Origin of the sequence: Lysinibacillus sphaericus, assembly GCF_001629735.1 — a bacterium.
Classification (GTDB): domain Bacteria; phylum Bacillota; class Bacilli; order Bacillales_A; family Planococcaceae; genus Lysinibacillus; species Lysinibacillus pinottii.
The window spans coordinates 2875850-2897915 of sequence record NZ_CP015224.1 but is presented as its reverse complement, the minus strand read 5'-3'; the positions used below and the strand labels follow the sequence as shown (position 1 = coordinate 2897915).

The window sequence follows — 22066 nt, the reverse complement described above, 5'->3', positions numbered from 1 at the left end:
GACAACAGTGAAGATAGTTAATATAAAAAATGCATATTTTTGATAGGGGCGATATCCGTATGACATCTTGTAAACCTACAAGTAAAGAAGAACATTTAAGAAAACCAGACTGGCTAAAAATAAAACTAAACACTAATGATGAATATAAAGGTCTTAAAAAGCTTATGCGTGAGAAAAATCTTCATACTGTTTGTGAAGAGGCTCGCTGTCCAAATATTCATGAATGCTGGGGAGAAAGACGTACGGCTACAATGATGATTCTTGGTTCGGTTTGTACACGTGCTTGTCGATTCTGTGCAGTAAAAACAGGTTTACCAAATGAGTTAGACTTGGCAGAGCCAGAACGCGTTGCAGATTCAGTAGCTATTATGAACCTAAAACACGTTGTCATTACTATGGTAGCGCGTGACGATTTAAAAGATGGTGGAGCGGAAGTTTTAGCAGAAACAGTACGTGCTATTCGCCGCAAAAGTCCTTTCACATCTGTTGAAGTATTACCATCTGATTTAGGTGGTATGAAGGAGAATCTTCAAATGCTAATGGATGCGAAGCCAGACATTTTAAACCATAACATTGAAACCGTACGTCGTTTAACACCAAGAGTCCGTGCTCGTGCAAAATACGAGCGTTCTTTGGAGTTCCTACGTCTAGCTAAAGAAATGCAACCAGAAATTCCGACGAAATCATCGTTAATGATTGGTTTAGGAGAAACGCATGAAGAAATTTTAGAAGTAATGGATGATTTACGAGCAAATAATGTGGATATCATGACGATTGGTCAATATTTACAGCCTACGAAAAAGCATTTACCAGTTAAAAAATATTATTCACCGATAGAGTTTGGGAAACTGCGAAAAATTGCTATGGAAAAAGGCTTTAAACATTGCGAAGCTGGCCCACTTGTACGTAGTAGTTATCATGCCGACGAACAAGTAAATGCTGCAACAAAAGAACGTCAGTTACAAGCAGAGCTCTAAACGTCAAGGATGAACAAGAGGGTGGTGTCACTTTGATCATAGTTGAAGGATTAGAATATGAACTATTAGAAGATTTTCGCGAAGCCTTTCAGGAGGAAGTTTTTCAGGAAAGGTATTCCGATATATTAGCTAGATACGACTATATAGTAGGTGATTGGGGCTATAATCAATTACGATTAAAGGGCTTTTTTGATGATAAAAATCAAAAGTCAACTTTTGATACGAAAATAAGCACGCTTCAAGATTATTTATATGAATATTGTAATTTTGGCTGCGCTTATTTTGTCTTACGTAAAACAGGGAAAGTTATGAAACAGCCAGAGGTGCTGGATGTGAATGAAGTAACTGCACAGCCAACCGACCAAGAACCATTAGCAGAATAAAAAGAAGAAACTTGATGTGATCATACATCAAGTTAGACTGTAGACAAAAGTCATCGAGAAGTTTATTCTCGATGGCTTTTGTCATGTTTCTTTCTCTTTCATTTTCAATATCTGGTAAATCATTGCTGTATCCAACATACTCTTCGAGCATAGAGGCTCTCTTAAGCTGTCTGCCACGTCCAAGTAGCTAGTTTCTTTAAATTCATGGCAGCAAAAGTAAGCATCGCCTGCATGGACCATTTTTTTAGACCTCTTAAGTTTGTCCATCGCATACCATGCTTTTCTTTTGCATCCGCAAAGACACGCTCAATCGTTTCTTTGCGCTTGGCATAAATTTGTTTGATGTCATAGGAATAGCGTAAATGTTCAGCTTCTTCCACATACGACGCCCAAATATGACGTTGAATGAGTTTTTGATGATGCTTACTTTCTGTACATTGGGAAAGGCTTGGACACCTCGCACAAATCAAAGGATTCGATTTATATTGGCAATATCCTTCCTTCGTCGTTGTCGCATACTTCAATATCTGCCCTTTGTTTCTTTCCATTCTTCCTTTTCAAACTTCTCCAGGGGAAAGGGCTTTTTTCCGTGTTCTTCACGATCCATATTTAACTCTAATGGAAGTTTTTCTTCATAAGCCCGTGTTTCTTTTCGCACAACCTTTTTATCATACTTCCGTTTATTCAGACTCGCTTTCACATGTGTGGAATCGATAAATAAATGTTCTGCATGGAGCATTTACTTTTCAACAGTTGATGGGAACGAAGCAGCTCGACCCCGCCCGCGGAAAGCGTCCGCCCGTAGTGGAAATCAACGGCTTTACTTTATTTCATTGTAAAAGAAAAAAGACTGTAGGCAAACTCTCAAATTTTTTGAGTTTGTCTACAGTCTGACTTGATGTGATGATACATCAAGTTTTTTCTTTGTTTTTATTAGCTTTTGTATAATTGGGGAATAATAAAGCTCAAAACAGCTGATTAAAGGTGAGATACAAATGAAAAGAGCCGTCTTTTTAGACCGTGATGGTGTGATCAATGAAGTATTAACAAAACGTGTGAAATTTGTTAATAAACCTAGGGATTTATACTTTTTACCCCAAGTTCCAGAAGCTATTCGAAAATTAAATAAACATTTTGACTATATTTTTGTTGTGACAAATCAGGGTGGCGTGGGTTTAGGTTTTATGAGCGAGAGTGGTTTGCAAAAAATACATGAACATATGGTGAAGGAGCTAAAGAAAAAAGGCGCCATTATTCATGAAGTTGTTTATTGTCCCCATAAGCCTAAGTCGGGCTGTGCCTGTAGAAAACCTAATAGTAAGCTCATTATTGATTTAGGAAAGAAATATAACATTGATTTATCGAAATCCTATATGGTTGGCGATACGGATACAGATATTATAGCGGGAAAACAAGCGGGTACAAAGGGCGTATTTTTAGGCGAGGATGACCCATTAGCAGATGCAATTTTTCCTGATTTGATGAGAGCTGCGCGATGGATCATAAAAGATGCAACAGCTTAAGCAATGAAGGTACAAGAAGTATAAAACTTTGGAAAAGGGATAATTTATGAGTGGAGGTGATGATGTTGACGAAGGATAAGCGCAATAAAAAGCACCTAGATCGTGAAGAATACGGATATGGTTTTGATATTAGTGTAGATGATTTAGGCGTTATTGGTCAAAATAATGAAGCGAAAAAGCAAAATGACAATGAAAATAAAGACAAGCCACATAATAAGGATAATCCATCCACGCTCAATAAATAATCGACCTTAAAAGATTTCGCAAAAGCCGACTGGTGAGCGGAATTTTTTTATCTTGATTTAATAATCCTCAGAAAAATATCTAGTGCAATGTAATGATGTCATACAAAAAACACCCTGTAAAAAGGGTGTTAATTCAATAGTTCACGTAAATATTCTCGAAGTTCTTCGGTTTCGTCTTCTGTCCGATTGTAAACATGTTCTAAATAGCCAGGCTCTTCTACATCATCAGGGCCAATAATAGCAAAGCGACCAAATTGAATATCCATGACAAGTACTTTCCCAAAGAAGCGGCCAGATTGTAATATCGCTAAATCATAGCGTAGTTTTTTTCCTGCAAAGCTAACAAAGCGTGTTTTTGTATCTTCTACATCATCATATAAAAAAAAACGTTCCATCTTTTAATCTCCTTCCAGTCCTATAGTTATGGTACTATAGAAGAGAAAAGACTATCAACTTTTAAAGATTTGAATGGGGGCTTTCCTTGTGTATTTTGTAGATCGTAATAAAATCACAAAAAATTTACAGTACTTAGATGGGCTATTAGCCATTTTGGAGACAGAGAATAACTGGTCTCAAAATGATATAAAGAAATTAGCTATCGAGCGAATTGGACACAACATTATGGAGTCAATGATGGACGTAGGAAATTTAATGATTGACGGTTTCATAATGCGCGATCCAGGAAGCTACGAGGATATTATTGATATATTAATCGATGAAAAAGTCGTAGTTGCTGAAATGGAGGCACCATATAAAGCAGTTGTTGGCTTGCGTAAAATGCTTGTACGTGAGTTTATAGAAGTAGATATTGATGAAGTTATACACGTACTTACAGCCAATTTATCGGCATTAAAGCAATTTTCACCTGCAGTCCATCATTATTTAACAAATGAGCTAGGCCCAGTTTCTGCATTTTTACCAGAGGATCATCAATGAGAGCGTATAAGGCCTATTGCTTTGATTTAGACGGCACTGTTTACCGTGGAAAGGAAGGAATTCCTTCTGCGATTGCATTTATTCATCGCTTACAGCAAGCAGGAATTGAGCCTTTTTATGTCACGAATAACTCTTCTAAAACGCGAGAACAACTGCAAGATGCTTTACTGTCTATAGGGATTCGTGCACCATTAGAGCATATTTATTCAAGTGCGTCCGTCACAGCGAAGTATGTAGCACTCCATTATGCAGGAAAAAAAGTAGCTATGATGGGTTCAGATGGTATTCGTCAGGCATTACTTAGTGAAAATATTGTGCCTGTTGAAGACGAGGCGGATGTATTTGTCATGGGGATTGATCGAACGCTTGATTATATGGCACTTGCTAGAGCGGCAATTTTTGTCCAAAAAGGAGCAATTTTTATTGCCACTAATCAGGATATTAAGTTCCCAACAGAATATGGCTTCTTACCAGGGAATGGTTCTTTTGCTCGTTTAGTAGGAGAGGTTGCGGGCGTTGATCCTATTTATATAGGAAAGCCATCACCTGCTATCCTAGAAGTGATTGCGACAGAACACAATTTTTCTAAAGAAGACATGGTTATGATTGGTGATAATTATGATACGGACATTATGTGCGGTATTAATTTTGGCTGTGATACAATCCATGTGAATACAGGCGTTACGCCCACAAAGGTTGTACAAGAGAAAGTACTTCAACCTACATATGTAGTGGATGCGTTACAATAAATAAAGGATGTTATGCAGATTTATTAGCATAACATCCATTTTTTTTGTTCAAATTTATTTATATAGGTGCGTTTTAGGAACCTACCATAAAGGGTTTTCTTCAATAAACTGATAAATGGCTTTCGTTAACGCTTCTGGAGAATCAGCTTCTACTAATTCACCATTGACAATAGCATAAAAAGATTCTGAGCACTTTGTACAATAACTGAGGCAGCCATATTCCAAAACGTCAATATTCGGATCGCGTTCGAGTACTTCATAAGTTGCTTGAGAGCCATTTGCTAAATTACTAATACAAAATTCAACCATTGGATTCATCCATGTCACCTCACCAAAGTAATGCTACTCGGTTTTACGAATTTCGTCAATTATTTAAGTTGAAAGTATTAAAGTGTTTTTATATAAAAAATAAAGGGAAAACCGTTATTAATTGCTTAAAAGTCTATCGAAATGAACATCTTTTCATTTATTTTGTGAAATCTTTCACAAAATTTCATTCTGATATTGTGAAACTTCTCACAATCGGTTATACTCGTTTGTGGATACTTTGTGAACAATTATTAAAAGAGATATAAAAGGAGAATATTATGGGTAAATTAGTACTTTTAGGTGGCGGCTATGGCAATATGCGTGTCATGCTTCGTCTATTAAATAATCTGCCATTAGACAGAGAGGTAGTCATAGTAGATAGAGCCCCTTTCCATAGTTTAAAAACGGAGTTTTATGCGCTAGCAGCAGGAACTGCTACCGATAAAGAAATTCGTGTAAGCTTCCCTGAGCATGAACGTTTAACGCCTGTATATGGAGAAATAACTGAAATTAATCGTGCGGAAAAAGTAGTCATTTTAGAAGATGGACAACGTATTGAATATGATGATTTAGTCGTTGGTCTTGGTTGCGAAGATAAATATCATGGTGTACCGGGTGCAGAGGAGTACACTTATAGCATTCAAACGATGGGGCAATCACGTGCCACACTTCAAGCGCTATGTGGTTTACCTGCTGGTTCTACAGTTGGGATTGTAGGGGCTGGCTTAAGTGGTATTGAACTTGCAAGTGAGCTCCGTGAAAGTCGATCTGATTTAAAAATTAAGCTATTTGACCGAGGGCCACGTATTTTAAAGGATTTCCCAGAAAAATTAAGTAAATATGTAAAAGATTGGTTTGTTAAGCATAACGTTGATGTTATTGCCAATTCCAATATTACTAAAGTGGAACAAGGTAAAATTTTCAATCATGAGGAAGAAATTTTACTCGACAAGGTGGTATGGACTGCTGGCGTACAGCCTGTCAAAATCGTACGTGATATGGATGTTGAGAAGGATAAACATGGTCGTCCACTAGTAACACAGTATTTTAATGTACTTGACGATGAACATGTATATATTGTTGGGGATTGTGCTTCCTCAGATTTACCTCCAACGGCACAGTTAGCAGAGGAACAAGCAGAGCTAATTGTAAAAGTACTTCGTATGCGTTGGAAGGGCGAACAATTACCTGAAAAAATGCCAGAAATTAAATTAAAAGGTTTCATGGGTGCGCTTGGTAAAAAACAAGGCTTTGTCTATTTGGCAGATACAACAGTTACAGGCCGTATTGCTCGTTTAATGAAATCCGGACTATTATGGTATTATAAACGTCAAAATGATTAGTTAGTAAAAGGGATTGTTTCCATTTGAAACAATCCCTTAGCTTTGGTTATACTGTTTCATCTGGGACAAAACCTAAACCTTCAAGTGCAGTAAATACCGGTTTCAGCTGTACATAACCTTCGCCTACAACTTCATTATTTATGAGGACAAGTGGATAGAAAAACTCATCCTCCTGGATACGAGTCGCATAGTCTTGATCACGTTCATTCTCAATTGGTCCTTCAATATCGATATAGCGAATATCGTATTGTTGATCTGGATATTTTCGATCGATAGCTGATTGTAGCCACTCATATGTATCTTTGGAAGATGGAGCATTGACACAGCTAGCGCAAATTACAGCTGTTCCATAAATTTCAATCATAGGTTTAGTTGGTTGCATCGTATTTTCTCTCCTTGTGATTCAATATTGGATTTTTTCTGTTGCTAACATTATAATCATTATAAGGAAAGGAGTCGAGATAAAATGGCAGAAGCAACAATTAACGACCAAGTTCAAGAGGTATTAGATAAATTACGTCCATTCTTACTACGTGACGGTGGAGACTGTGAATTAGTAGATGTTGAGGATGGCGTTGTAAAATTACGTTTATTAGGTGCTTGTGGCAGTTGCCCAAGTTCTACTATTACATTGAAAGCTGGTATTGAACGTGCATTATTGGAGGAAGTACCAGGTATTGTGGAAGTAGAGCAAGTATTCTAAGACATTAAAAAGTTCTAGCTGAATCTCAGACTAGAACTTTTTTTAAATTATATGTGGCGCGCATGCTCTTTTTCTTCACGGATGATAGCCCATTGCTCTTTTGCCATATCTACAATTTTAGCCTCGCCACCGCTACTTTGTTTTTCAATCACTCTCGAAAAGAAACGTGTCGCATTTTCAATGTCTCCGATTCTTCTTGATAATTCCGCAATCATATACATGATGCGTACAGCAGACATTTGTGTAGAACTGTAATCTTCTGTGGAGTACGATTCCATATAATGATCACGTGCTAGTTTCATAAAGCGTTCCTCTTGCCCACTATTTTTGAGCGAACGGTAAAGCCAAGCAAGACGTAAAGCTAAACCAGCAATAGCGACATGTTTTTCTTTTTTTATTGTGCCACAGAGGAAAGCTAATTTATAAGCTTGTATGGCCTGAAAAACAGTACGCTCTCCCTTAAAATCATGATGCACCCACTTTTTTGTAATTTGTGTGTGTATTTCATCTTGAATACCTGGTGCAAAATATTTTGTAAAGTCCTCTGTAAACGAAAAGCCACAATGCTCGCAAACGAAGACATTGTAATAAAGCGCATTCACATCATCTGTGTAAATAGGGTGGAAATCGGTTTCTGTATGTTCTACTTTAATAAATTTAGAACGTACTTTTAACGTCGGAAAATCCTTTTTACAATTCAAACATTGAATTTGTTTTTCATAATACGGTGAAATATCCATATATATTACCCCCTACATAGAAGTCATTGTAACTATTATACCAATGGAGCTGTTAGAAGCATGAACAAAAAATCCTAAACATGTGAAAAATATAAGAACTATCACTAAAATTTACCTTGAAGCTGAATGTTTGTCATACATTGGTCAAAATTGATATGATAATACGTAAGAAGGAAGGTGATGGGGATGACAAGTACAAAGCAAGTTATTGAAATTACACAGGCTGCCGGCTTTCATATTAATGAAATGATGGAGCATAACGAAGAGCAAGGTTCTTTTTTACGTGTAGTAGTAAACGGTGGCGGCTGTAGTGGACTATCCTATGGCATGCATTTTGATCAAGAGAAAAAAGAGGATGACTTTGTAGATGTACAACATGGTTTAACAATTCTTGTTTCCCGTGAAGATGCGCCGATTTTGATGGGAACAAAAATTGACTATAAACAATCGCTAATGGGCGGTGGCTTCACAATTGATAATCCAAATGCCATTGCATCGTGTGGCTGCGGTACATCTTTCAAAACAGCAAAGCGTGAAGGTACACCTGAGATTTGTGAGTAATTAAACGTCATATAAATGTAGAAGAAGGATTGTAAATAACGGTTAGAATTGATGTGTACACAATCCAGATTATATGTAAACACAACCCTAAAATAGCGTATTTAGGGCTGTGAATACCAAGCCTTTTTGATTTGTTTGTTTTGATAACAACAAATTGAAGAGGCTTTTACTATGGCTTGAAAACATCAAAACCTAAAACAAAAGCCCTGTTTACATAATTAAACAACGCATTCGGATTATTTAAAATCTATAATACCAAAAAATTGCTATTTCATTTGCTGTTGGAAAGTTTGAATAAAGCATGGTATCCACTGCACCTATTACAAATTGATTTTTGGCATAAAAATGACAGGCTGAAACATTGATATCCTGTGTTTCAAGCATGAGACCACAGTAATTCCTTTCTTTTGCCCACTCAATGGCTTTTTTTATTAAAGCTGTACCAATGCCATCTTTTCTGTAATCTTTTGCAACAGCAATGTCTTCAATAAGTGCATATCCATTCCAGTTAGAGCACAACTTAATCTGCCCCACACAATTGGATTCAATATAGTAAAAAAATACGGCTTTCTCCATATCGTTTATGTAGCTAAGGTCAATTTCATCATCTTCATATTTTTTAAAAAAAGGCTCAGTGCCTATTTCCTCTGTAAATGTCCAAACTTTATTTTTGTATGTCGGTATAATTTTTCCTGAGACTATAAAACCGTGGTTTGATTTATTATAATCCTTCATATTAGAAGAAGTCATTTTTATAATCATTTTACTCTCCCTTTCTGTATTCATCCATGAGGTAGGACGTGAGGACGTGAAGGGCTTTTATTTTATGAAAATCTATATCCTCTCTCAGCTCCTGCTGGATATTGAAATATAAGAAAAGTGGTCTTTTCCTGAAGATCAATAAAGCCTTTTCGCATTGAGTTAATCCAATTTTTCGCGTTCCGTAAACTTTACCCCATTTAAAACAGCTAGCTTATAAATGGCCCTCTTTTCGTCGAGACCAAATTGTCCGTTCTCCACAATCATAAATTGTTCATTGTTTGTTGTTAGAAAAAAATAGGTTCCCACTGTACCTATTTCGTATTCATAGGTAACCTCCTTTATATCTTGCCATTTATAAATAGTTTGGTGGTGATACTGTTGAAAAACGATTTCCTCCTTTTTTATAGCGCTATAGCTTAATAAAGAATAATAACCTAAGACGATACTACCTAAGATGATTACACATGCGAGGATGTAGATTTTTGTATTCCTTTTTAAACCGAGTACTAGTAAAACTAAGAAAATCAATCCTAAGGCGATTAAAAGCATAATAAAGTTGCTAGGTGGTGTCATCAGGACGACATCCTCTCTATGAGCATAGAATGTCTGCGATATGGTTAGAGGCATAAAAAAGGCTAAAAAAGGCGTGAGTATCGCGAATATAAGGGCTACTATAAAGTACTTTGCTCGTACTGATAGTGCATGTAACATACAATCCTCCTTTCGTACTTAAAATGATGAGTTTCATTAAGTGTAACATATTGACAAATGAGGATTGTAAATGTATTTTTTCACTTTATAAGGATTGGTCTTAAAATTCTGAATAAAAGCTTTTTTCCATTGAAAGCAAGCAGGTATAATAGATATATAGAGGTGAAGGTTATGAGAAAAGATCGAGGGAAAATATGGTTGGGTGTATCAGGTGTTACAGTTAATGAGCTTGGACAATGGTTAGTGGTGAAAAAGGCTTATAGTGGTTTGAAAGGACGTTGGTCATTACCAGCAGGATTTGTTAACGCAGGAGAAACCGTGGATGAGGCAGTCATTCGTGAAATAAAAGAAGAAACAGGGATAGATTGCAGCGTATCAGGGTTAATTGGATTTCGTACAGGCGTCATCCGTGACGATATCAGCGATAATATGGCAATTTTTTATTGTCGTATGCTGGATGAACAGCAGCAAGTATGCATTCAGGAGAAAGAAATACTAGAAGCCAAATGGTTGTATCCTCAGGAGCTCGCACAAGATGAAGCAACCTCCGTTATGTTAAAAGAAATGGCAACTAATCAATTTCAAAAGCATCAATTAGAAGCGATAGAGGGGATTAATCCTGGGGATATTTTTGGTTATACCTCTTATCGACTGTTCTTTAAAAAATAATATGACTTCGAGAGGGGACCTATGATGGAGCTATTTTTATTTATGTTAGAGCGAGTTGGGCTGATCATTGTGTTTGCCTTTTTAATGTCGAGATGGAGACTGTTTCGAGAGAAGCTATTTCAGGAGCAAGGGACGAAGGAGAAAATATGGCTCATCATTACCTTTAGTAGCTTATGTATTATTAGTAGTTATACAGGGATTAAAATTGAAAGCGGTACGATACATCCTTTAAATCAGATGATACATAGTACGATTAACGCTGAGGAGGCTATTGCCAATACGAGATTGATCGGTGTAGCCATTGCAGGTATTTTTGGTGGGCCTCTTGTTGGTGTATGCGTGGGGATTATTGCAGGTATTCACCGCATGACACTTGGGGGCTTTACAGCAATAGCCTGTGGCATTTCGACGATTTTAGCGGGCTTTATGACTGGTGGTTTAAGCAAACGTTTCAAAATACGTCAAACTTTTTCCTACAAGAAAGCTGTCATCATTGGAATTTGTGCGGAAACGATTCAAATGATTGTGATTTTAGCTGTTGCGAAACCATTTGAGCAAGCTTTGCAGCTAGTCACGTTAATTGCCATGCCAATGATTTTGATGAATGCTTTTGGAATCTTTTTATTTTTTATGATTATAAAAACATTTATTGATGAAGAAGAACGAACAAAGGCATTGCAAACACATCAAGCTTTTTCAATTGCCCAACAAACGATTGAGCATTTCAGAAAAGGATTGAATGAGGAATCCTGTCAAACGGTGGCTGAAATTATTAAAAGAGAAATTAAAGTAGAGGCGGTCGCTATTACCGATAAAAACGGTGTATTAGCACATGTTGGTGTTGGAGAGGACCATCATTTAATTCATCGGGAAATTATGACGGCTTTGACGAAGCGAGTATTAGAGGAAGGCAAAATTTTAATGGCTACCTCGGCAACGGAAATTCAATGTCCACATGAGGATTGTCCTTTAAGCGCTGCCATTGTTTTACCTTTAATGGTACAGCATCGTACTGTTGGAAGCCTCAAGCTGTATTTCACGAAAGCAGATTCATTAACAGGGGTGCAGAAGGAGCTTGCGGAGGGCTTAAGTAGACTATTCTCTTCACAGCTTGAATATGCTGAAATTGAACAACAGCGGAAGTTATTAAAGGACGCTGAAATTAAAGCGTTACAGGCACAAGTGCATCCGCATTTCTTCTTTAATAGCCTTAATACCATATCAAGCTTGATCCGTACAGATGCAGATGAGGCAAGAGCATTATTAATCAAACTTAGTACTTTTTTTAGAAGCAATTTGCAAGGCGCACGGCAAATGCTCATTCCATTGAAAAATGAAATTGATCATGTTGAGGCATATTTATCTATTGAGCAAACAAGGTTTCCTAATCGTTACGAAGTTGAGTTTTTTATGGATGAATCACTTTTCGATGTACAGATTCCGCCATTTACATTACAGCCTCTTGTTGAAAATGCTATTTATCATGCATTTAAAAATCGTAAGGAAGGAAAGATTTTTGTCCAAGTACAACGAGTAAACGATAAGCTAGTCCTGTTAACAGAAGATAACGGCTGTGGCATGAGAAAAGAGCAGGTAAAGCAGCTTGGTAAACGGATTATGCAATCGGAGCAAGGGACTGGAACGGCTTTATGGAATATTTATCAGCGTATTCATGAAATTTATGGCACAGAGGCTGATTTTCATATAACGAGTACATTGGATGTAGGAACAAAAATAATGATTCAGCTGCCGTTAAAGGCGACTAGATGGGAGTAGAATAGAGTGAATGTATATATTGTGGATGATGAACCGTTGGCACGTGCTGAATTGCGCTATTTATTAGAGCAAACAGCGTTAGTAAATATTTGTGGTGAATCTGAAAGTCTAGATGAATTCTACCATACGACACAGTATGAACAAGTAGATTGTTTATTTTTGGATATTGAGTTAGGCATGAATAATGGGCTCGATTTGGCTAAGCAATTACTGTTGCATGAACAAAAACCAGAAATTATTTTTGCTACTGCCTTTGATGAATACGCATTACAGGCATTCGAGGTCAATGCTTTTGATTATATTTTGAAACCTTTCGAAGCACAGAGAGTACAAGCTGCAGTAGAAAAGTTAGTAGCTAAAAGAAGAGCCGCACAGGTGAAAACAATAGAAGAAATAAAAGTTTCACAGCTGGACAAGCTTGATAAATTAACGGTTTATGTCAACGATCGAATTTTATTAATGAAAATACAGGATATTTTATATTGTACATCGGAGGACAGTAAAACGGTGGTTGTGACAGAGCAAGGGAGGTTTTTTGCTTCGGAGTCATTGGCAGCATTAGAAAAGAAGTTGACATTAAAAGGATTTGTGCGTGTCCATCGTGCGTTTATCGTGAATTTAGAGCATATTGTGGAACTAGAGCCTTGGAGTAGCTCTAAATATAATTTAATATTGTACAACAGACATTCCATTCCAGTCAGTAGGCTCTATATGAAGGATGTACGAAAAATTTTTGACCTATCGAGATAATTGCATTTCAACAGAAGAATACTACGTTTCAACTTTTAATTCTGACATTTCAGTTAATTTTGTGAATATAGTGGACATTCCTTTGCTATGATGTGGAAAAAGTATAAGGGGTGTTGATATGAATGCGATTACAATTGTGATAGGTTCTATTTGTGTTTTGGTGATTAGCTATCGTTTGTATGGCATATTTTTTACAAAAAAGGTACTCAAAATAAAAGATGATACGCCCACGCCCGCCCACGCTTTGGAGGATGGTAAAGACTATGTTCCGACGAATAAATGGGTAACCTTTGGTCATCACTTTGCAGCAATCGCTGCTGCGGGCCCATTAGTAGGGCCGATTTTAGCTGCTCAATTTGGTTACTTACCTGGCCTTCTATGGTTATTGATAGGGGCGGTCATTGGGGGAGCTGTACATGATGCAGTGGTATTATTTGCTTCTATGCGCCATGGTGGGAAGTCTTTATCAGAAGTGATGAAGGAAGAGCTCGGCCCAATAGCTGGCTTCTGTACAGGCCTTGCGATGCTGTTTATTATTACAATTACAATGGCAGGTCTATCTATGGTGGTTTTAGGAGCTTTAGAACGAAATCCATGGGGGACGTTTGCCGTAGGGATCACCATTCCAATTGCTATGCTTGTAGGTATTGCTTATCGTAAAACAGGCAATTTACTTGCCACGTCAGCAGTTGGGTTTATTTTATTAATGATAGGTGTATTTATTGGACCGCTTATTCAAGGAACTGCATTTGGTGATTTTTTAACATTTGATCGTGATACATTAGCAATTATTTTACCTATCTATGCATTTTTTGCTGCGGCATTGCCTGTGTGGCTATTATTGGCTCCACGTGATTATTTAAGTAGTTTTATGAAAATAGGGGTGTTCATCGCTTTAATTATTGGCGTATTTTTCGTTAACCCAGCTATTCAGTTCCCACCATTTACAGAGTTTATTCATGGGGGAGGTCCGGTAATTGCTGGTCCTGTGTGGCCATTTGTATCCATTACGATTGCCTGTGGAGCTATTTCTGGCTTCCATGCCTTTGTAGGCTCAGGAACGACACCTAAAATGATTGACCGTTGGGAAGATATTCGAATTGTTGGCTTTGGAGCAATGTTAGTTGAGTCGTTAGTAGGTGTGATGGCATTGATTGCAGCTACCGCTCTTCATCCGGCAGACTATTTTGCTATTAACTCAGCGCCAGCAGTTTTTGCTACATTAGGAATGGAGCCTGTTCATTTACAAGCATTATCTCAAAGTATTGGAATGGACTTAGAGGGACGAACAGGAGGAGCCGTGACATTAGCTGTCGGAATGACGGATATTTTTACAGGTATTCCTTGGTTTGCGGAGTTATCCTCCTATTTCTATCAATTTGTCATTATGTTTGAGGCTGTGTTTATTCTAACAGCGATAGATGCAGGAACACGAGTGGCACGCTATTTAATTCAAGACTTTGGGGGCAATGTTTATAAGCCATTGAAGCGAACTAATTGGATACCGGGCACAATTTTTGCTAGTGCACTGGCTTGCTTTATGTGGGGTTACTTATTGTATTCAGGGGATATTAGCTCCATTTGGGTATTATTCGGTGTTTCTAATCAGCTCATGGCAGCAATTGGTTTAGTATGTGGAGTGACGATGGTACTGAAGGTGGCAGATAAACGAATCTATGCACTAACTTGTTTTATCCCATTAACTTATTTATATATCACTGTGAATGTTGCAGGCTATTGGATGATTAAAAATGTTTATTGGAATCCAGCAGCAGCCGGCTTCAATATGTTAAACGGCATCTTATCCGTTATTATGCTGATGCTTGGGCTACTCATCGTTATTTCAGCCTTTAAGAAATGGGCACAGCTGTGGAAATCTCAAAAGTTTGTATTAACTCAATCAACTTCATAATGTAAGAGAAGAAACTATTGTAGATAAGAAATTGTCTTCAATAGTTTTTGTGGTATTTGCTAGGATAAAATATCCCTTATTAATCACAATCGATGAAAATGATTTCCTAAATATGTCGAACAAGCGAAAACAAGGATATGTTCATTGAAAGCGTTGTCGTAATCATGTAAACTAATGAGAGGAAAACGGAGGTTATACATACATGGATGGTCCAGTTTCATTAGTACAGTTAATCATTTCTATTTTGTTATTTTTCGTCATGTTCTTTGGTATCGGATTCTTATTAAACATGCTGTTACGTATGACGTGGTTAATGGCGATTGTATATCCAATTGTTGTGATCTTTATCGTGGATGAAGTAAGCTTCTTAGATTATATTTTCAAGCCAGGTTCTGCATTTCCAGCGTTAATCGATAAATTACAAGCTCTTCAGTTTGTAGATATTGCTATTTTATCAGGCGGCTTGGCAGGCTCAATCGTTGCAGGTATTGTGATGATTTATTTACGAAAAAGTGGATATCGCATGTTCTAATTTGCTCAGTATTCTTCTTTCTATTGAATGAAAGAAGAGTACTTTTTTTATTCGATAAAAAACACATCCTTCATTATTAAAAGGATGTGCTTAGCTATCATATGAAAAATTCGTAGGTTATGATGGCGATAAAAATACCTGTGAGAGCCCCAAAAAATACTTCGCTTCGTTTGTGTCCTAATAACGTTTTTAATTCCTCCATTTTCTCTTGCCCATCCATCTGAGGCCATTTTTTTAAATCATGAAGTAGTGTTTGGAAATCCTTACGCAATTGATTTAAAATCGCAGCATGTTGCCCAGCTTGGTAACGTACACCGCTGGCATCGTACATAACAATGATGGAAAACATAGCGGCTACCGCAAAAATTGGGGATGCTAAACCTGTCTCATAGGCAATAGATGTTGCCAGTCCAGTAACAGAAGCGGAGTGAGAGCTAGGCATTCCACCTGTAGAAGTAAAGAGGCTCCATTTCACCTGTCTGGTCATTAGAAAATGAATGGGAATCTTGACAAACTGAGCAAAGATAACTGAAAAGAGGGCAATCAGTAATGGGGTGTTTTGGAGTAAACTCATATTCATCACAACCTTCGCAAATAATTGCTTTTATTATAACATTCATTATTTTCTAAAAGAAGATATAGGCAAATATTACGCGCTTTTCAGAAACTTCGTTATAATAGGAGATGGAATGGAGGAATTTACATGAATATTTTAAAAGAAGCAAAGACATTTGAAACGATTTCGACTGAATTATTAGTGGTGGGTGTCACAAAACACCGTGAACAAATGCAGAATTGGACAAGCTTTTCATCTTTTTATGGTGAATCTCTTGATATGTGGGTTAGCGCGGGAGATGTGTCAACTGAACTTAAGAAGTTAACGAAGTTACCATTTGTGAAGGAGCATGCCAATCTAAAACGTATTTTATTTGTAGGGCTGGATGAGCGTAAAAACTTAACTGAAGGGGATGTTCGAGCAGCCTTTGGTTTAGTTGGGAAAGAGTTAAGGGCTTTAAAAGTGAAAGAGTATTCGATCTGGCTTGAGTCATTTACAACGGAAACAATCTCAGTGACAGATGTAGCTTTCTTAGCAGGTGAGGGAATTGGTCTAGGCTATTATTCTATTCCTCATTACAAAACAACTTCAAACGAAGTGGATAAACGTATTGAAGCTGTTCATCTTGTGACAACAGCAGGGGATTTAGATGAAGTTGTAGCAGGCTTCGAGGTCGGCGTCATTTATGCGGATGCAGTAAATGAGGCACGTAGTCTCATTAATTTACCACCGAATTTACTAACAGCAACTGATTTAGCAAATTATGCGGAATCTCTGGCAAGTGAATATAACTTTGAAGTAGAGATTTTAGGTAAAGCGCAATTAGAAGAACTTGGAATGGGCGGTATTTTAAGTGTCAACCAAGGCTCTTATGAGGAACCTCGATTAATCACATTAAAATATAAAGCGACTGATGATTTTGAAAATCCAATTGGTCTCGTTGGTAAAGGTGTAACATATGATACAGGTGGCTATTCCTTAAAACCAAAGGACTCAATGGTTGGGATGAAAGGCGATATGGGCGGTGCAGCAGCAGTGCTCGGTGCTATGAAAATTATCGGTGAATTACGTCCAAATAAAAATGTAGTAGCCGTTATCGGATCTACTGATAATATGGTATCTGACACAGCATTTAAACCAGATGACGTAATTACAACGTATAGTGGAAAAACAGTTGAAGTATTAAATACAGATGCAGAAGGACGTTTAGTTCTGGCAGATGCAACTACATATGCAAAGCAGCAGGGGGCTGCATCACTTATTGATGTAGCTACTTTAACAGGAGGCGTTATTACTGCGCTAGGTATGGATAAAACAGGTGCTCTTTCTAATGATGATGAATTTTTTGCAGCATTTATGGAAGCAGCAGGGGAAACGGATGAATTTGTTTGGCGCATGCCTTTAACAGAGAGTGATAAAAAGAGAATTCGTAAATCTGATGTGGCAGATTTAAACAATTCACCTGGCCGTGATGGTCATATGATTTTTGGTGGGGGCTTTGTCGGCGAGTTTGTTGGTGAAACACCTTGGATTCACCTTGATATTGCTGGAACATCGGATGCAGTAGCTGCACACGATCTAGGTCCTAAAGGTGGGACAGGTGTAATGGTACGTACACTCGCTAATTTTGTGCAACGTTTAGGAGAAGAAAAATAAGAGAGCATTTGAAACAGCGGGGTTGTCTTCCCGCTGTTTCTTTGCATTTTAAGTACTTATCCCGATACAATAGGCATTATACATATGATAGATGTATCTTCCTTCATACGATAGAGTAAAAAGGGAGGTAGCATATGCGTAATTTCGGAGGTTACCCAGGAGGAGGATTTGGAGGTTTTATTTGGCCATTCGGTGCACCGTTTTTTGGTGGCTTTTTAGGAAGTTTCCTTGGCTCTCAATTTAATCAATATCCTTACAATCCATATTATCCAAACTATCGGCCGTATCCACCTGGTCCATTTTACCGACCAGGACCACGGTATCGTAGACCTTGGTAAGAACATAAAATGAAAAAACCAGTTGCCTATTCAAAAATCGGCAACTGGTTTTTTTGTTATGTGGAGGAAGTATCAAATTTTGTGTTGACAGAATATACTAAATTATTTATTATTCTTATTATATTACTAAGAATTAAATAAGTAGCTGACTAGCAAACTAGAGGCTTTTATTGTCCATAGGCATTTTTGTGCCTAGGGATAATATTGGCCTTTTTTCTTTATCTTGTTTATAGAAAATTTTTCCTCTAATAGGAAGAATCAAAAGCTTTGTTCAAATGTCCACCCAATGGGGACATCGCCTCTTGCAGATGTCAAGGGGTGTGGTGATAACTACTCGTTAACTAAAAAACTGGACCCTATGACGCGGGCACAACGAATAGAAGGAGCGAAATGGAATGGGGAAAGTATATATCGTTGGTGCTGGTCCTGGAGATGTTGATCTCATTACGGTCAAGGGATTACGTTGTATTGAATGTGCAGATGTCATTTTATACGACAGACTCATTAATAAAGAGCTATTAAACTATGCTAAACAAGATGCTCAATTGATATTTTGCGGAAAACTGCCACAACAACATGCCATGATTCAGGAACATATTAACCAAACACTTGTCAGTTATGCACAGCAAGGATTAATCGTTACCAGATTAAAGGGAGGTGACCCATTTGTCTTCGGAAGAGGGGCAGAGGAGGCTGAAGTGCTAGTCAAGCATCATATCCCATTTGAAATTGTACCAGGGATTACTTCAGGTATAGCAGCCCCTGCTTATGCAGGAATTCCTGTGACACATCGGGACCTAGGCTCAAGTTTTGCCATGGTTACTGGACATATGCAGGAAGGAAAAGATGATGCAATACGTTGGGAAAGTCTTGCGAAAGGGATCGATACGATTGCTATTTATATGGGGGTAGGTAATCTGCCGTACATCCGACAGCAACTTCTCCAATATGGGCGTGGAGAAGAAACGCCTGTAGCTGTTATTCATTGGGGAACTTTTACTGCTAAGCAAAAAACGGTTACGGGTACTTTAGCGACAATTGAAGAAATCGTTCAAACAGAAAATATTCAGAACCCGAGTATCATTTTAGTTGGGGAGGTTGTGAGATTAAGAGAAACTATTCAATGGTTCGAGCATAACGGTCCACAACCAATTCAAGTTACGGGATAAGGATGTGACTTTATGCAGGCTATTTTATATATTGCCCATGGTAGTCGTGTTAAGGCAGGCGTAGATCAAGCTGTAGCTTTTTTACAAGGGGTTCAACAAGAGGTTCAGGTTTCTATTCAGGAAATATGCTTTTTGGAGCTTGCAACACCCACCATTGGAGAGGGGATTGCAAACTGTGTTAGACAAGGGGCAACTAGGATTGCTATTGTACCCATTCTACTGCTAGCTGCACAGCATGCAAAGGAGGATATTCCAATAGAAATTGCAAAAGCTCAAAAGCTCTTTCCACATATCCTATTTTCCTATGGTGAGCCATTAGGCATTCATGAACGAATCATCGACTCGTTACAGGCTAGAATTCTTGAAAAGCAGCAGCCTAAGCATGAAGCCAGTGTTTTACTAATAGGACGTGGCAGTAGTGATCCGGCCGTAAAGAGAGATTTAGCTGAAATTGCAGCAAGGTTGCGAATGAAATACAACTATCAAACAGTAGATACTTGCTTCTTATATGGAATGGGTCCGAGTTTTGATGACTGGCTCCAGCAAGAAAAAGAGAGGCAGCATCAAGTTTTTATTGTGCCGTATCTCTTATTTACAGGTATTTTACGGCAAAGCATTGCAAAACGATTACAAGGGTTATCAAACAACAACATGGTGTTATGTGAAAGCTTGGGTTATGACGTCAATGTAAAAAAAGTGTTAGTGGAACGTATTAATGAATTACTACATTTCAAAGAGGAAGGTGTTTCGTAATGGTAGATAAAAGGCTTGAAAATGTAAATCTAGCATTAGATAATGTCCGCCAAATGCTAAATACTGTGAACCATGGTTCGATTACATTGATTGTTCAAAACTCTTATGTGGTTCAAATCGAAAAAAAAGAAAAAATAAGACTCCGATAATTTTTTTAGAGGATGAAATGATGACGATTCGCGAGGTGGCAAAGATTGAAACTGCAAGTTATAAACAGTCCATTTAATGAAGAGCAGGTAAAATTATTAAACGAACTTTTACCTCAATTAACACTGGAGCAAAAAATTTGGTTAAACGGTTATTTAAGTGCAGCACAAGCTACTCAGGAGCCCATAGTTGTAACTGCTCCAGCTACAACTCAATCGATTACGAAAACGATGACGATTTTATATGGGTCGCAAACTGGTAATAGTCAAGGGCTAGCTGAAAAATATGCATCTCTATTAGAGGCTCAAAACGTAGACGTTACTGTCTCATCATTAGGGAAATTTAAAGCAAGTAACTTAAAGAAAATCACAAATCTATTACTTATTGTGAGTACACATGGTGAGGGTGATCCGCCAGATCAGGCGATTCAATTCTATGAATTTTTGCATAGTAAACGAGCACCAAAATTAGAGCATCTTCAATATTCGGTACTGGCATTAGGGGATAGTTCCTATGAATTTTTCTGCAAAACAGGTAAAGACTTTGATGAGCAATTTGCTAAACTAGGTGCAACAAGAATGGTTCCTCGTACAGATTGTGATGTGGATTATGATGACGCGGCTGCACAATGGTTCTCAGCGGTTCAACAAGAATTTCTCAAACAAGCTACTGCAATATCGGTAACTTCAACAGAGAGCGATGAAATCCTAGGAGCTACTACATATTCAAGAAAAAATCCATTTTACGCTGAAGTGTTAGAAAATATTAATCTAAATGGTCGTGGATCCAACAAAGAAACACGACATTTAGAATTATCCATTGAAGGTGCTAATTTTCAATTTGAGCCGGGGGACAGCATTGGTATTCAACCAGAGAATAGTGAATTATTAGTCGATGCATTACTGGGAGCTCTGCAATTTGATCCAGCTACTGAGGTGACTGTTTTTGATGAAATCTTGTCCTTAAAAAATGCTTTACAAAAAAGATTGGAAATTACAGTGTTATCTAAGCCTGTTCTTGAAAAAATTAAGGCTTACACAGAACATAATGAGTTTTCAAGGTTATTGGAAGAACCTAATGCGTGGAAGGATTATGCCAAAGGAAGGGATTTACTTGATGTTGTAGAGGATTTTGCTCCTTTCACATGGAGTGCGCAGCAATTCGTGGACATTTTGCGAAAAATTCCATCACGACTGTATTCTATTGCAAGTAGCCAATTGGCGAATAATGATGAGGTACATTTAACGATTAGCAAGGTAAGCTATGAGACGAACGGTCGACAACGTCTGGGAGTTTGTTCAGGTAGTGTGGCGGACCTTCAAATTGGCGATACATTACCAATCTATGTTCATAAAAATCCAAATTTCAGATTACCAGAGCAGAAGGAAACACCGATAATTATGATTGGTGCTGGCACAGGTATAGCCCCATATCGAGCTTTTCTAGAGGAACGAGAAGAGTTAGGGGTTGTGGGTAAAGCTTGGCTCATTTTTGGGGATCAGCATTTTGTTACAGACTTCCTCTATCAAACAGATTGGCAACGCTGGCTAGCTTCTGGTACTTTAAGCCAAATGCATATAGCCTTCTCACGTGATACCGATAAAAAAATCTATGTTCAACACAAAATAGAAGAGAATGCGGCAAATTTTTATGAATGGCTTGAACAAGGTGCTGTCATTTATGTATGTGGCGATGAGAAATCAATGGCAGCTGATGTGGATGCAACTATTCACCGTATTATAGAACAGCAGGGGCAAAAATCGTCTGAGCAAGCAAAAGCCTTTGTACAAGAACTAAAGCAACAAAAACGATACCAGCGGGATGTTTATTAACTGTATTCGGGAAAAAAACTTCCTTGTAGGAAGA

The 22066-nt window shown here is 37.8% G+C and carries 27 protein-coding genes and 1 pseudogene; 20 read left to right on the top strand and 8 right to left on the bottom strand.

From position 1 onward, the window contains the following. The first annotated feature begins 59 nt into the window (after positions 1 to 59). The gene (lipA, locus tag A2J09_RS14275; RefSeq protein WP_031417697.1) at positions 60 to 977 is read left to right on the top strand and encodes a lipoyl synthase; all 918 of its coding nucleotides are present in this window, start codon (positions 60 to 62) and stop codon (positions 975 to 977) included. A 32-nt stretch (positions 978 to 1009) separates the two neighbouring features. Next, positions 1010 to 1360 carry a YutD family protein gene (locus A2J09_RS14270; protein ID WP_031417695.1) on the top strand — a complete coding sequence of 117 codons (351 nt, stop codon included), beginning with the start codon at positions 1010 to 1012 and terminating at the stop codon, positions 1358 to 1360. Between the two features lie 161 nt (positions 1361 to 1521). Here A2J09_RS14270 and A2J09_RS23115 read toward each other — a convergent pair. Beyond that, a pseudogene (locus A2J09_RS23115) lies at positions 1522 to 2099 on the bottom strand (transposase); the annotation flags it as partial. A 256-nt stretch (positions 2100 to 2355) separates the two neighbouring features. On the opposite strand from A2J09_RS23115, the gene A2J09_RS14255 reads away from it, so the two are divergent. Both A2J09_RS14255 and A2J09_RS14250 read left to right on the top strand, forming a co-directional pair. Continuing rightward, positions 2356 to 2883 (top strand): D-glycero-alpha-D-manno-heptose-1,7-bisphosphate 7-phosphatase, encoded by a 528-nt coding sequence (locus A2J09_RS14255; RefSeq protein WP_012292342.1) that lies wholly within the window; start codon positions 2356 to 2358, stop codon positions 2881 to 2883. Positions 2884 to 2945: 62 nt separating this feature from the next. After that, a complete protein-coding gene (locus A2J09_RS14250) occupies positions 2946 to 3128 on the top strand; it encodes a hypothetical protein (RefSeq protein ID WP_031418564.1) in 183 nt (60 codons plus the stop codon). 128 nt (positions 3129 to 3256) lie between these two features. Here the strand turns inward: A2J09_RS14250 and A2J09_RS14245 are convergent, their stop codons facing one another. Then, positions 3257 to 3523, bottom strand: coding sequence for a DUF3055 domain-containing protein (locus A2J09_RS14245; RefSeq protein ID WP_008178058.1), 267 nt, complete (start codon positions 3521 to 3523; stop codon positions 3257 to 3259). An 88-nt stretch (positions 3524 to 3611) separates the two neighbouring features. Here A2J09_RS14245 and A2J09_RS14240 point away from each other — a divergent pair, with 88 nt between their 5' ends. Both A2J09_RS14240 and A2J09_RS14235 read left to right on the top strand, forming a co-directional pair. Beyond that, positions 3612 to 4064, top strand: a complete 453-nt coding sequence (locus tag A2J09_RS14240) for a DUF86 domain-containing protein (RefSeq protein ID WP_031418562.1) — start codon at positions 3612 to 3614, stop codon at positions 4062 to 4064. After that, positions 4061 to 4813, top strand: a complete 753-nt coding sequence (locus A2J09_RS14235; RefSeq protein WP_012292345.1) for a TIGR01457 family HAD-type hydrolase — start codon at positions 4061 to 4063, stop codon at positions 4811 to 4813. Before A2J09_RS14240 ends, A2J09_RS14235 begins: the two co-directional genes overlap by 4 nt. An 81-nt stretch (positions 4814 to 4894) precedes the next feature. Here A2J09_RS14235 and A2J09_RS14230 read toward each other — a convergent pair whose 3' ends face one another. Further along, positions 4895 to 5131, bottom strand: coding sequence for a YuzB family protein (locus A2J09_RS14230; protein WP_008178065.1), 237 nt, complete (start codon positions 5129 to 5131; stop codon positions 4895 to 4897). A 269-nt stretch (positions 5132 to 5400) separates the two neighbouring features. On the opposite strand from A2J09_RS14230, the gene A2J09_RS14225 reads away from it, so the two are divergent. Next, on the top strand, positions 5401 to 6465 hold the full coding sequence (locus A2J09_RS14225) for an NAD(P)/FAD-dependent oxidoreductase (protein WP_036160550.1): 1065 nt from the start codon (positions 5401 to 5403) through the stop codon (positions 6463 to 6465). A gap of 46 nt (positions 6466 to 6511) precedes the next feature. Here the strand turns inward: A2J09_RS14225 and A2J09_RS14220 are convergent, their stop codons facing one another. Next, positions 6512 to 6847, bottom strand: a complete 336-nt coding sequence (locus A2J09_RS14220; RefSeq protein WP_012292349.1) for a YuzD family protein — start codon at positions 6845 to 6847, stop codon at positions 6512 to 6514. An 84-nt stretch (positions 6848 to 6931) separates the two neighbouring features. On the opposite strand from A2J09_RS14220, the gene A2J09_RS14215 reads away from it, so the two are divergent. Beyond that, positions 6932 to 7168, top strand: a complete 237-nt coding sequence (locus tag A2J09_RS14215; protein WP_004228295.1) for a NifU family protein — start codon at positions 6932 to 6934, stop codon at positions 7166 to 7168. 47 nt (positions 7169 to 7215) lie between these two features. Here the strand turns inward: A2J09_RS14215 and A2J09_RS14210 are convergent, their stop codons facing one another. Beyond that, positions 7216 to 7908, bottom strand: a complete 693-nt coding sequence (locus A2J09_RS14210; RefSeq protein ID WP_012292350.1) for a DUF2225 domain-containing protein — start codon at positions 7906 to 7908, stop codon at positions 7216 to 7218. A gap of 186 nt (positions 7909 to 8094) precedes the next feature. On the opposite strand from A2J09_RS14210, the gene A2J09_RS14205 reads away from it, so the two are divergent. Then, the gene (locus tag A2J09_RS14205; RefSeq protein ID WP_025116662.1) at positions 8095 to 8469 is read left to right on the top strand and encodes a HesB/IscA family protein; all 375 of its coding nucleotides are present in this window, start codon (positions 8095 to 8097) and stop codon (positions 8467 to 8469) included. A gap of 240 nt (positions 8470 to 8709) precedes the next feature. On the opposite strand, the gene A2J09_RS14200 is transcribed toward A2J09_RS14205, so the two are convergent. Continuing rightward, entirely contained in the window at positions 8710 to 9231 is a 522-nt protein-coding gene (locus tag A2J09_RS14200; RefSeq protein WP_031418555.1) for a GNAT family N-acetyltransferase, read from the bottom strand. Positions 9232 to 9390: 159 nt separating this feature from the next. Further along, positions 9391 to 9942 carry a hypothetical protein gene (locus tag A2J09_RS14195; protein WP_036160554.1) on the bottom strand — a complete coding sequence of 184 codons (552 nt, stop codon included), beginning with the start codon at positions 9940 to 9942 and terminating at the stop codon, positions 9391 to 9393. Positions 9943 to 10113: 171 nt separating this feature from the next. Here A2J09_RS14195 and A2J09_RS14190 point away from each other — a divergent pair, with 171 nt between their 5' ends. From A2J09_RS14190 to A2J09_RS14170, 5 genes are all read left to right on the top strand, one after another. Further along, positions 10114 to 10611 (top strand): NUDIX hydrolase, encoded by a 498-nt coding sequence (locus A2J09_RS14190; RefSeq protein ID WP_031418553.1) that lies wholly within the window; start codon positions 10114 to 10116, stop codon positions 10609 to 10611. 24 nt (positions 10612 to 10635) lie between these two features. After that, entirely contained in the window at positions 10636 to 12387 is a 1752-nt protein-coding gene (locus A2J09_RS14185; protein WP_036160556.1) for a sensor histidine kinase, read from the top strand. Between the two features lie 6 nt (positions 12388 to 12393). Continuing rightward, a complete protein-coding gene (locus tag A2J09_RS14180; RefSeq protein WP_012292357.1) occupies positions 12394 to 13137 on the top strand; it encodes a LytR/AlgR family response regulator transcription factor in 744 nt (247 codons plus the stop codon). A gap of 118 nt (positions 13138 to 13255) precedes the next feature. Continuing rightward, the gene (locus A2J09_RS14175; protein WP_031418550.1) at positions 13256 to 15049 is read left to right on the top strand and encodes a carbon starvation CstA family protein; all 1794 of its coding nucleotides are present in this window, start codon (positions 13256 to 13258) and stop codon (positions 15047 to 15049) included. A 202-nt stretch (positions 15050 to 15251) separates the two neighbouring features. Beyond that, a complete protein-coding gene (locus A2J09_RS14170; RefSeq protein WP_012292359.1) occupies positions 15252 to 15581 on the top strand; it encodes a YuiB family protein in 330 nt (109 codons plus the stop codon). A gap of 97 nt (positions 15582 to 15678) precedes the next feature. Here the strand turns inward: A2J09_RS14170 and A2J09_RS14165 are convergent, their stop codons facing one another. After that, complete coding sequence (locus tag A2J09_RS14165) at positions 15679 to 16161, bottom strand: divergent PAP2 family protein (RefSeq protein WP_036160560.1); 483 nt, start codon at positions 16159 to 16161, stop codon at positions 15679 to 15681. Between the two features lie 123 nt (positions 16162 to 16284). On the opposite strand from A2J09_RS14165, the gene A2J09_RS14160 reads away from it, so the two are divergent. The 6 genes from A2J09_RS14160 (at position 16285) to A2J09_RS14140 (ending at position 22032) form a co-directional block, all read left to right on the top strand. Further along, complete coding sequence (locus A2J09_RS14160) at positions 16285 to 17793, top strand: leucyl aminopeptidase (RefSeq protein WP_036160563.1); 1509 nt, start codon at positions 16285 to 16287, stop codon at positions 17791 to 17793. A 134-nt stretch (positions 17794 to 17927) separates the two neighbouring features. After that, entirely contained in the window at positions 17928 to 18131 is a 204-nt protein-coding gene (locus tag A2J09_RS14155) for a hypothetical protein (RefSeq protein WP_012292362.1), read from the top strand. Positions 18132 to 18526: 395 nt separating this feature from the next. After that, complete coding sequence (cobA, locus tag A2J09_RS14150; protein ID WP_012292363.1) at positions 18527 to 19300, top strand: uroporphyrinogen-III C-methyltransferase; 774 nt, start codon at positions 18527 to 18529, stop codon at positions 19298 to 19300. Positions 19301 to 19312: 12 nt separating this feature from the next. Then, a complete protein-coding gene (locus A2J09_RS14145) occupies positions 19313 to 20053 on the top strand; it encodes a sirohydrochlorin chelatase (protein WP_012292364.1) in 741 nt (246 codons plus the stop codon). Next, entirely contained in the window at positions 20053 to 20202 is a 150-nt protein-coding gene (locus A2J09_RS24550; RefSeq protein WP_012292365.1) for a YezD family protein, read from the top strand. Before A2J09_RS14145 ends, A2J09_RS24550 begins: the two co-directional genes overlap by 1 nt. A gap of 45 nt (positions 20203 to 20247) precedes the next feature. Next, a complete protein-coding gene (locus tag A2J09_RS14140; protein ID WP_012292366.1) occupies positions 20248 to 22032 on the top strand; it encodes an assimilatory sulfite reductase (NADPH) flavoprotein subunit in 1785 nt (594 codons plus the stop codon). Positions 22033 to 22066 lie beyond the last annotated feature (34 nt).

Excerpts from the sequence above, each read along its gene's own strand:
- A2J09_RS14255 (WP_012292342.1), top strand. The coding sequence starts at position 2,356 with ATGAAAAGAGCCGTCTTTTTAGACCGTGATGGTGTGATCAATGAAGTA.
- A2J09_RS14195 (WP_036160554.1), bottom strand. The coding sequence starts at position 9,942 with ATGTTACATGCACTATCAGTACGAGCAAAGTACTTTATAGTAGCCCTT.
- A2J09_RS14220 (WP_012292349.1), bottom strand. The coding sequence starts at position 6,847 with ATGCAACCAACTAAACCTATGATTGAAATTTATGGAACAGCTGTAATT.
- A2J09_RS14170 (WP_012292359.1), top strand. The coding sequence starts at position 15,252 with ATGGATGGTCCAGTTTCATTAGTACAGTTAATCATTTCTATTTTGTTA.
- A2J09_RS14190 (WP_031418553.1), top strand. The coding sequence starts at position 10,114 with ATGAGAAAAGATCGAGGGAAAATATGGTTGGGTGTATCAGGTGTTACA.
- A2J09_RS24550 (WP_012292365.1), top strand. The coding sequence starts at position 20,053 with ATGGTAGATAAAAGGCTTGAAAATGTAAATCTAGCATTAGATAATGTC.
- cobA (WP_012292363.1), top strand. The coding sequence starts at position 18,527 with ATGGGGAAAGTATATATCGTTGGTGCTGGTCCTGGAGATGTTGATCTC.
- lipA (WP_031417697.1), top strand. The coding sequence starts at position 60 with ATGACATCTTGTAAACCTACAAGTAAAGAAGAACATTTAAGAAAACCA.
- A2J09_RS14175 (WP_031418550.1), top strand. The coding sequence starts at position 13,256 with ATGAATGCGATTACAATTGTGATAGGTTCTATTTGTGTTTTGGTGATT.
- A2J09_RS14215 (WP_004228295.1), top strand. The coding sequence starts at position 6,932 with ATGGCAGAAGCAACAATTAACGACCAAGTTCAAGAGGTATTAGATAAA.
- A2J09_RS14145 (WP_012292364.1), top strand. The coding sequence starts at position 19,313 with ATGCAGGCTATTTTATATATTGCCCATGGTAGTCGTGTTAAGGCAGGC.
- A2J09_RS14225 (WP_036160550.1), top strand. The coding sequence starts at position 5,401 with ATGGGTAAATTAGTACTTTTAGGTGGCGGCTATGGCAATATGCGTGTC.
- A2J09_RS14185 (WP_036160556.1), top strand. The coding sequence starts at position 10,636 with ATGGAGCTATTTTTATTTATGTTAGAGCGAGTTGGGCTGATCATTGTG.
- A2J09_RS14235 (WP_012292345.1), top strand. The coding sequence starts at position 4,061 with ATGAGAGCGTATAAGGCCTATTGCTTTGATTTAGACGGCACTGTTTAC.
- A2J09_RS14155 (WP_012292362.1), top strand. The coding sequence starts at position 17,928 with ATGCGTAATTTCGGAGGTTACCCAGGAGGAGGATTTGGAGGTTTTATT.
- A2J09_RS14245 (WP_008178058.1), bottom strand. The coding sequence starts at position 3,523 with ATGGAACGTTTTTTTTTATATGATGATGTAGAAGATACAAAAACACGC.
- A2J09_RS14210 (WP_012292350.1), bottom strand. The coding sequence starts at position 7,908 with ATGGATATTTCACCGTATTATGAAAAACAAATTCAATGTTTGAATTGT.
- A2J09_RS14205 (WP_025116662.1), top strand. The coding sequence starts at position 8,095 with ATGACAAGTACAAAGCAAGTTATTGAAATTACACAGGCTGCCGGCTTT.
- A2J09_RS14160 (WP_036160563.1), top strand. The coding sequence starts at position 16,285 with ATGAATATTTTAAAAGAAGCAAAGACATTTGAAACGATTTCGACTGAA.
- A2J09_RS14200 (WP_031418555.1), bottom strand. The coding sequence starts at position 9,231 with ATGATTATAAAAATGACTTCTTCTAATATGAAGGATTATAATAAATCA.
- A2J09_RS14250 (WP_031418564.1), top strand. The coding sequence starts at position 2,946 with ATGTTGACGAAGGATAAGCGCAATAAAAAGCACCTAGATCGTGAAGAA.
- A2J09_RS14230 (WP_008178065.1), bottom strand. The coding sequence starts at position 5,131 with ATGAATCCAATGGTTGAATTTTGTATTAGTAATTTAGCAAATGGCTCT.
- A2J09_RS14165 (WP_036160560.1), bottom strand. The coding sequence starts at position 16,161 with ATGAATATGAGTTTACTCCAAAACACCCCATTACTGATTGCCCTCTTT.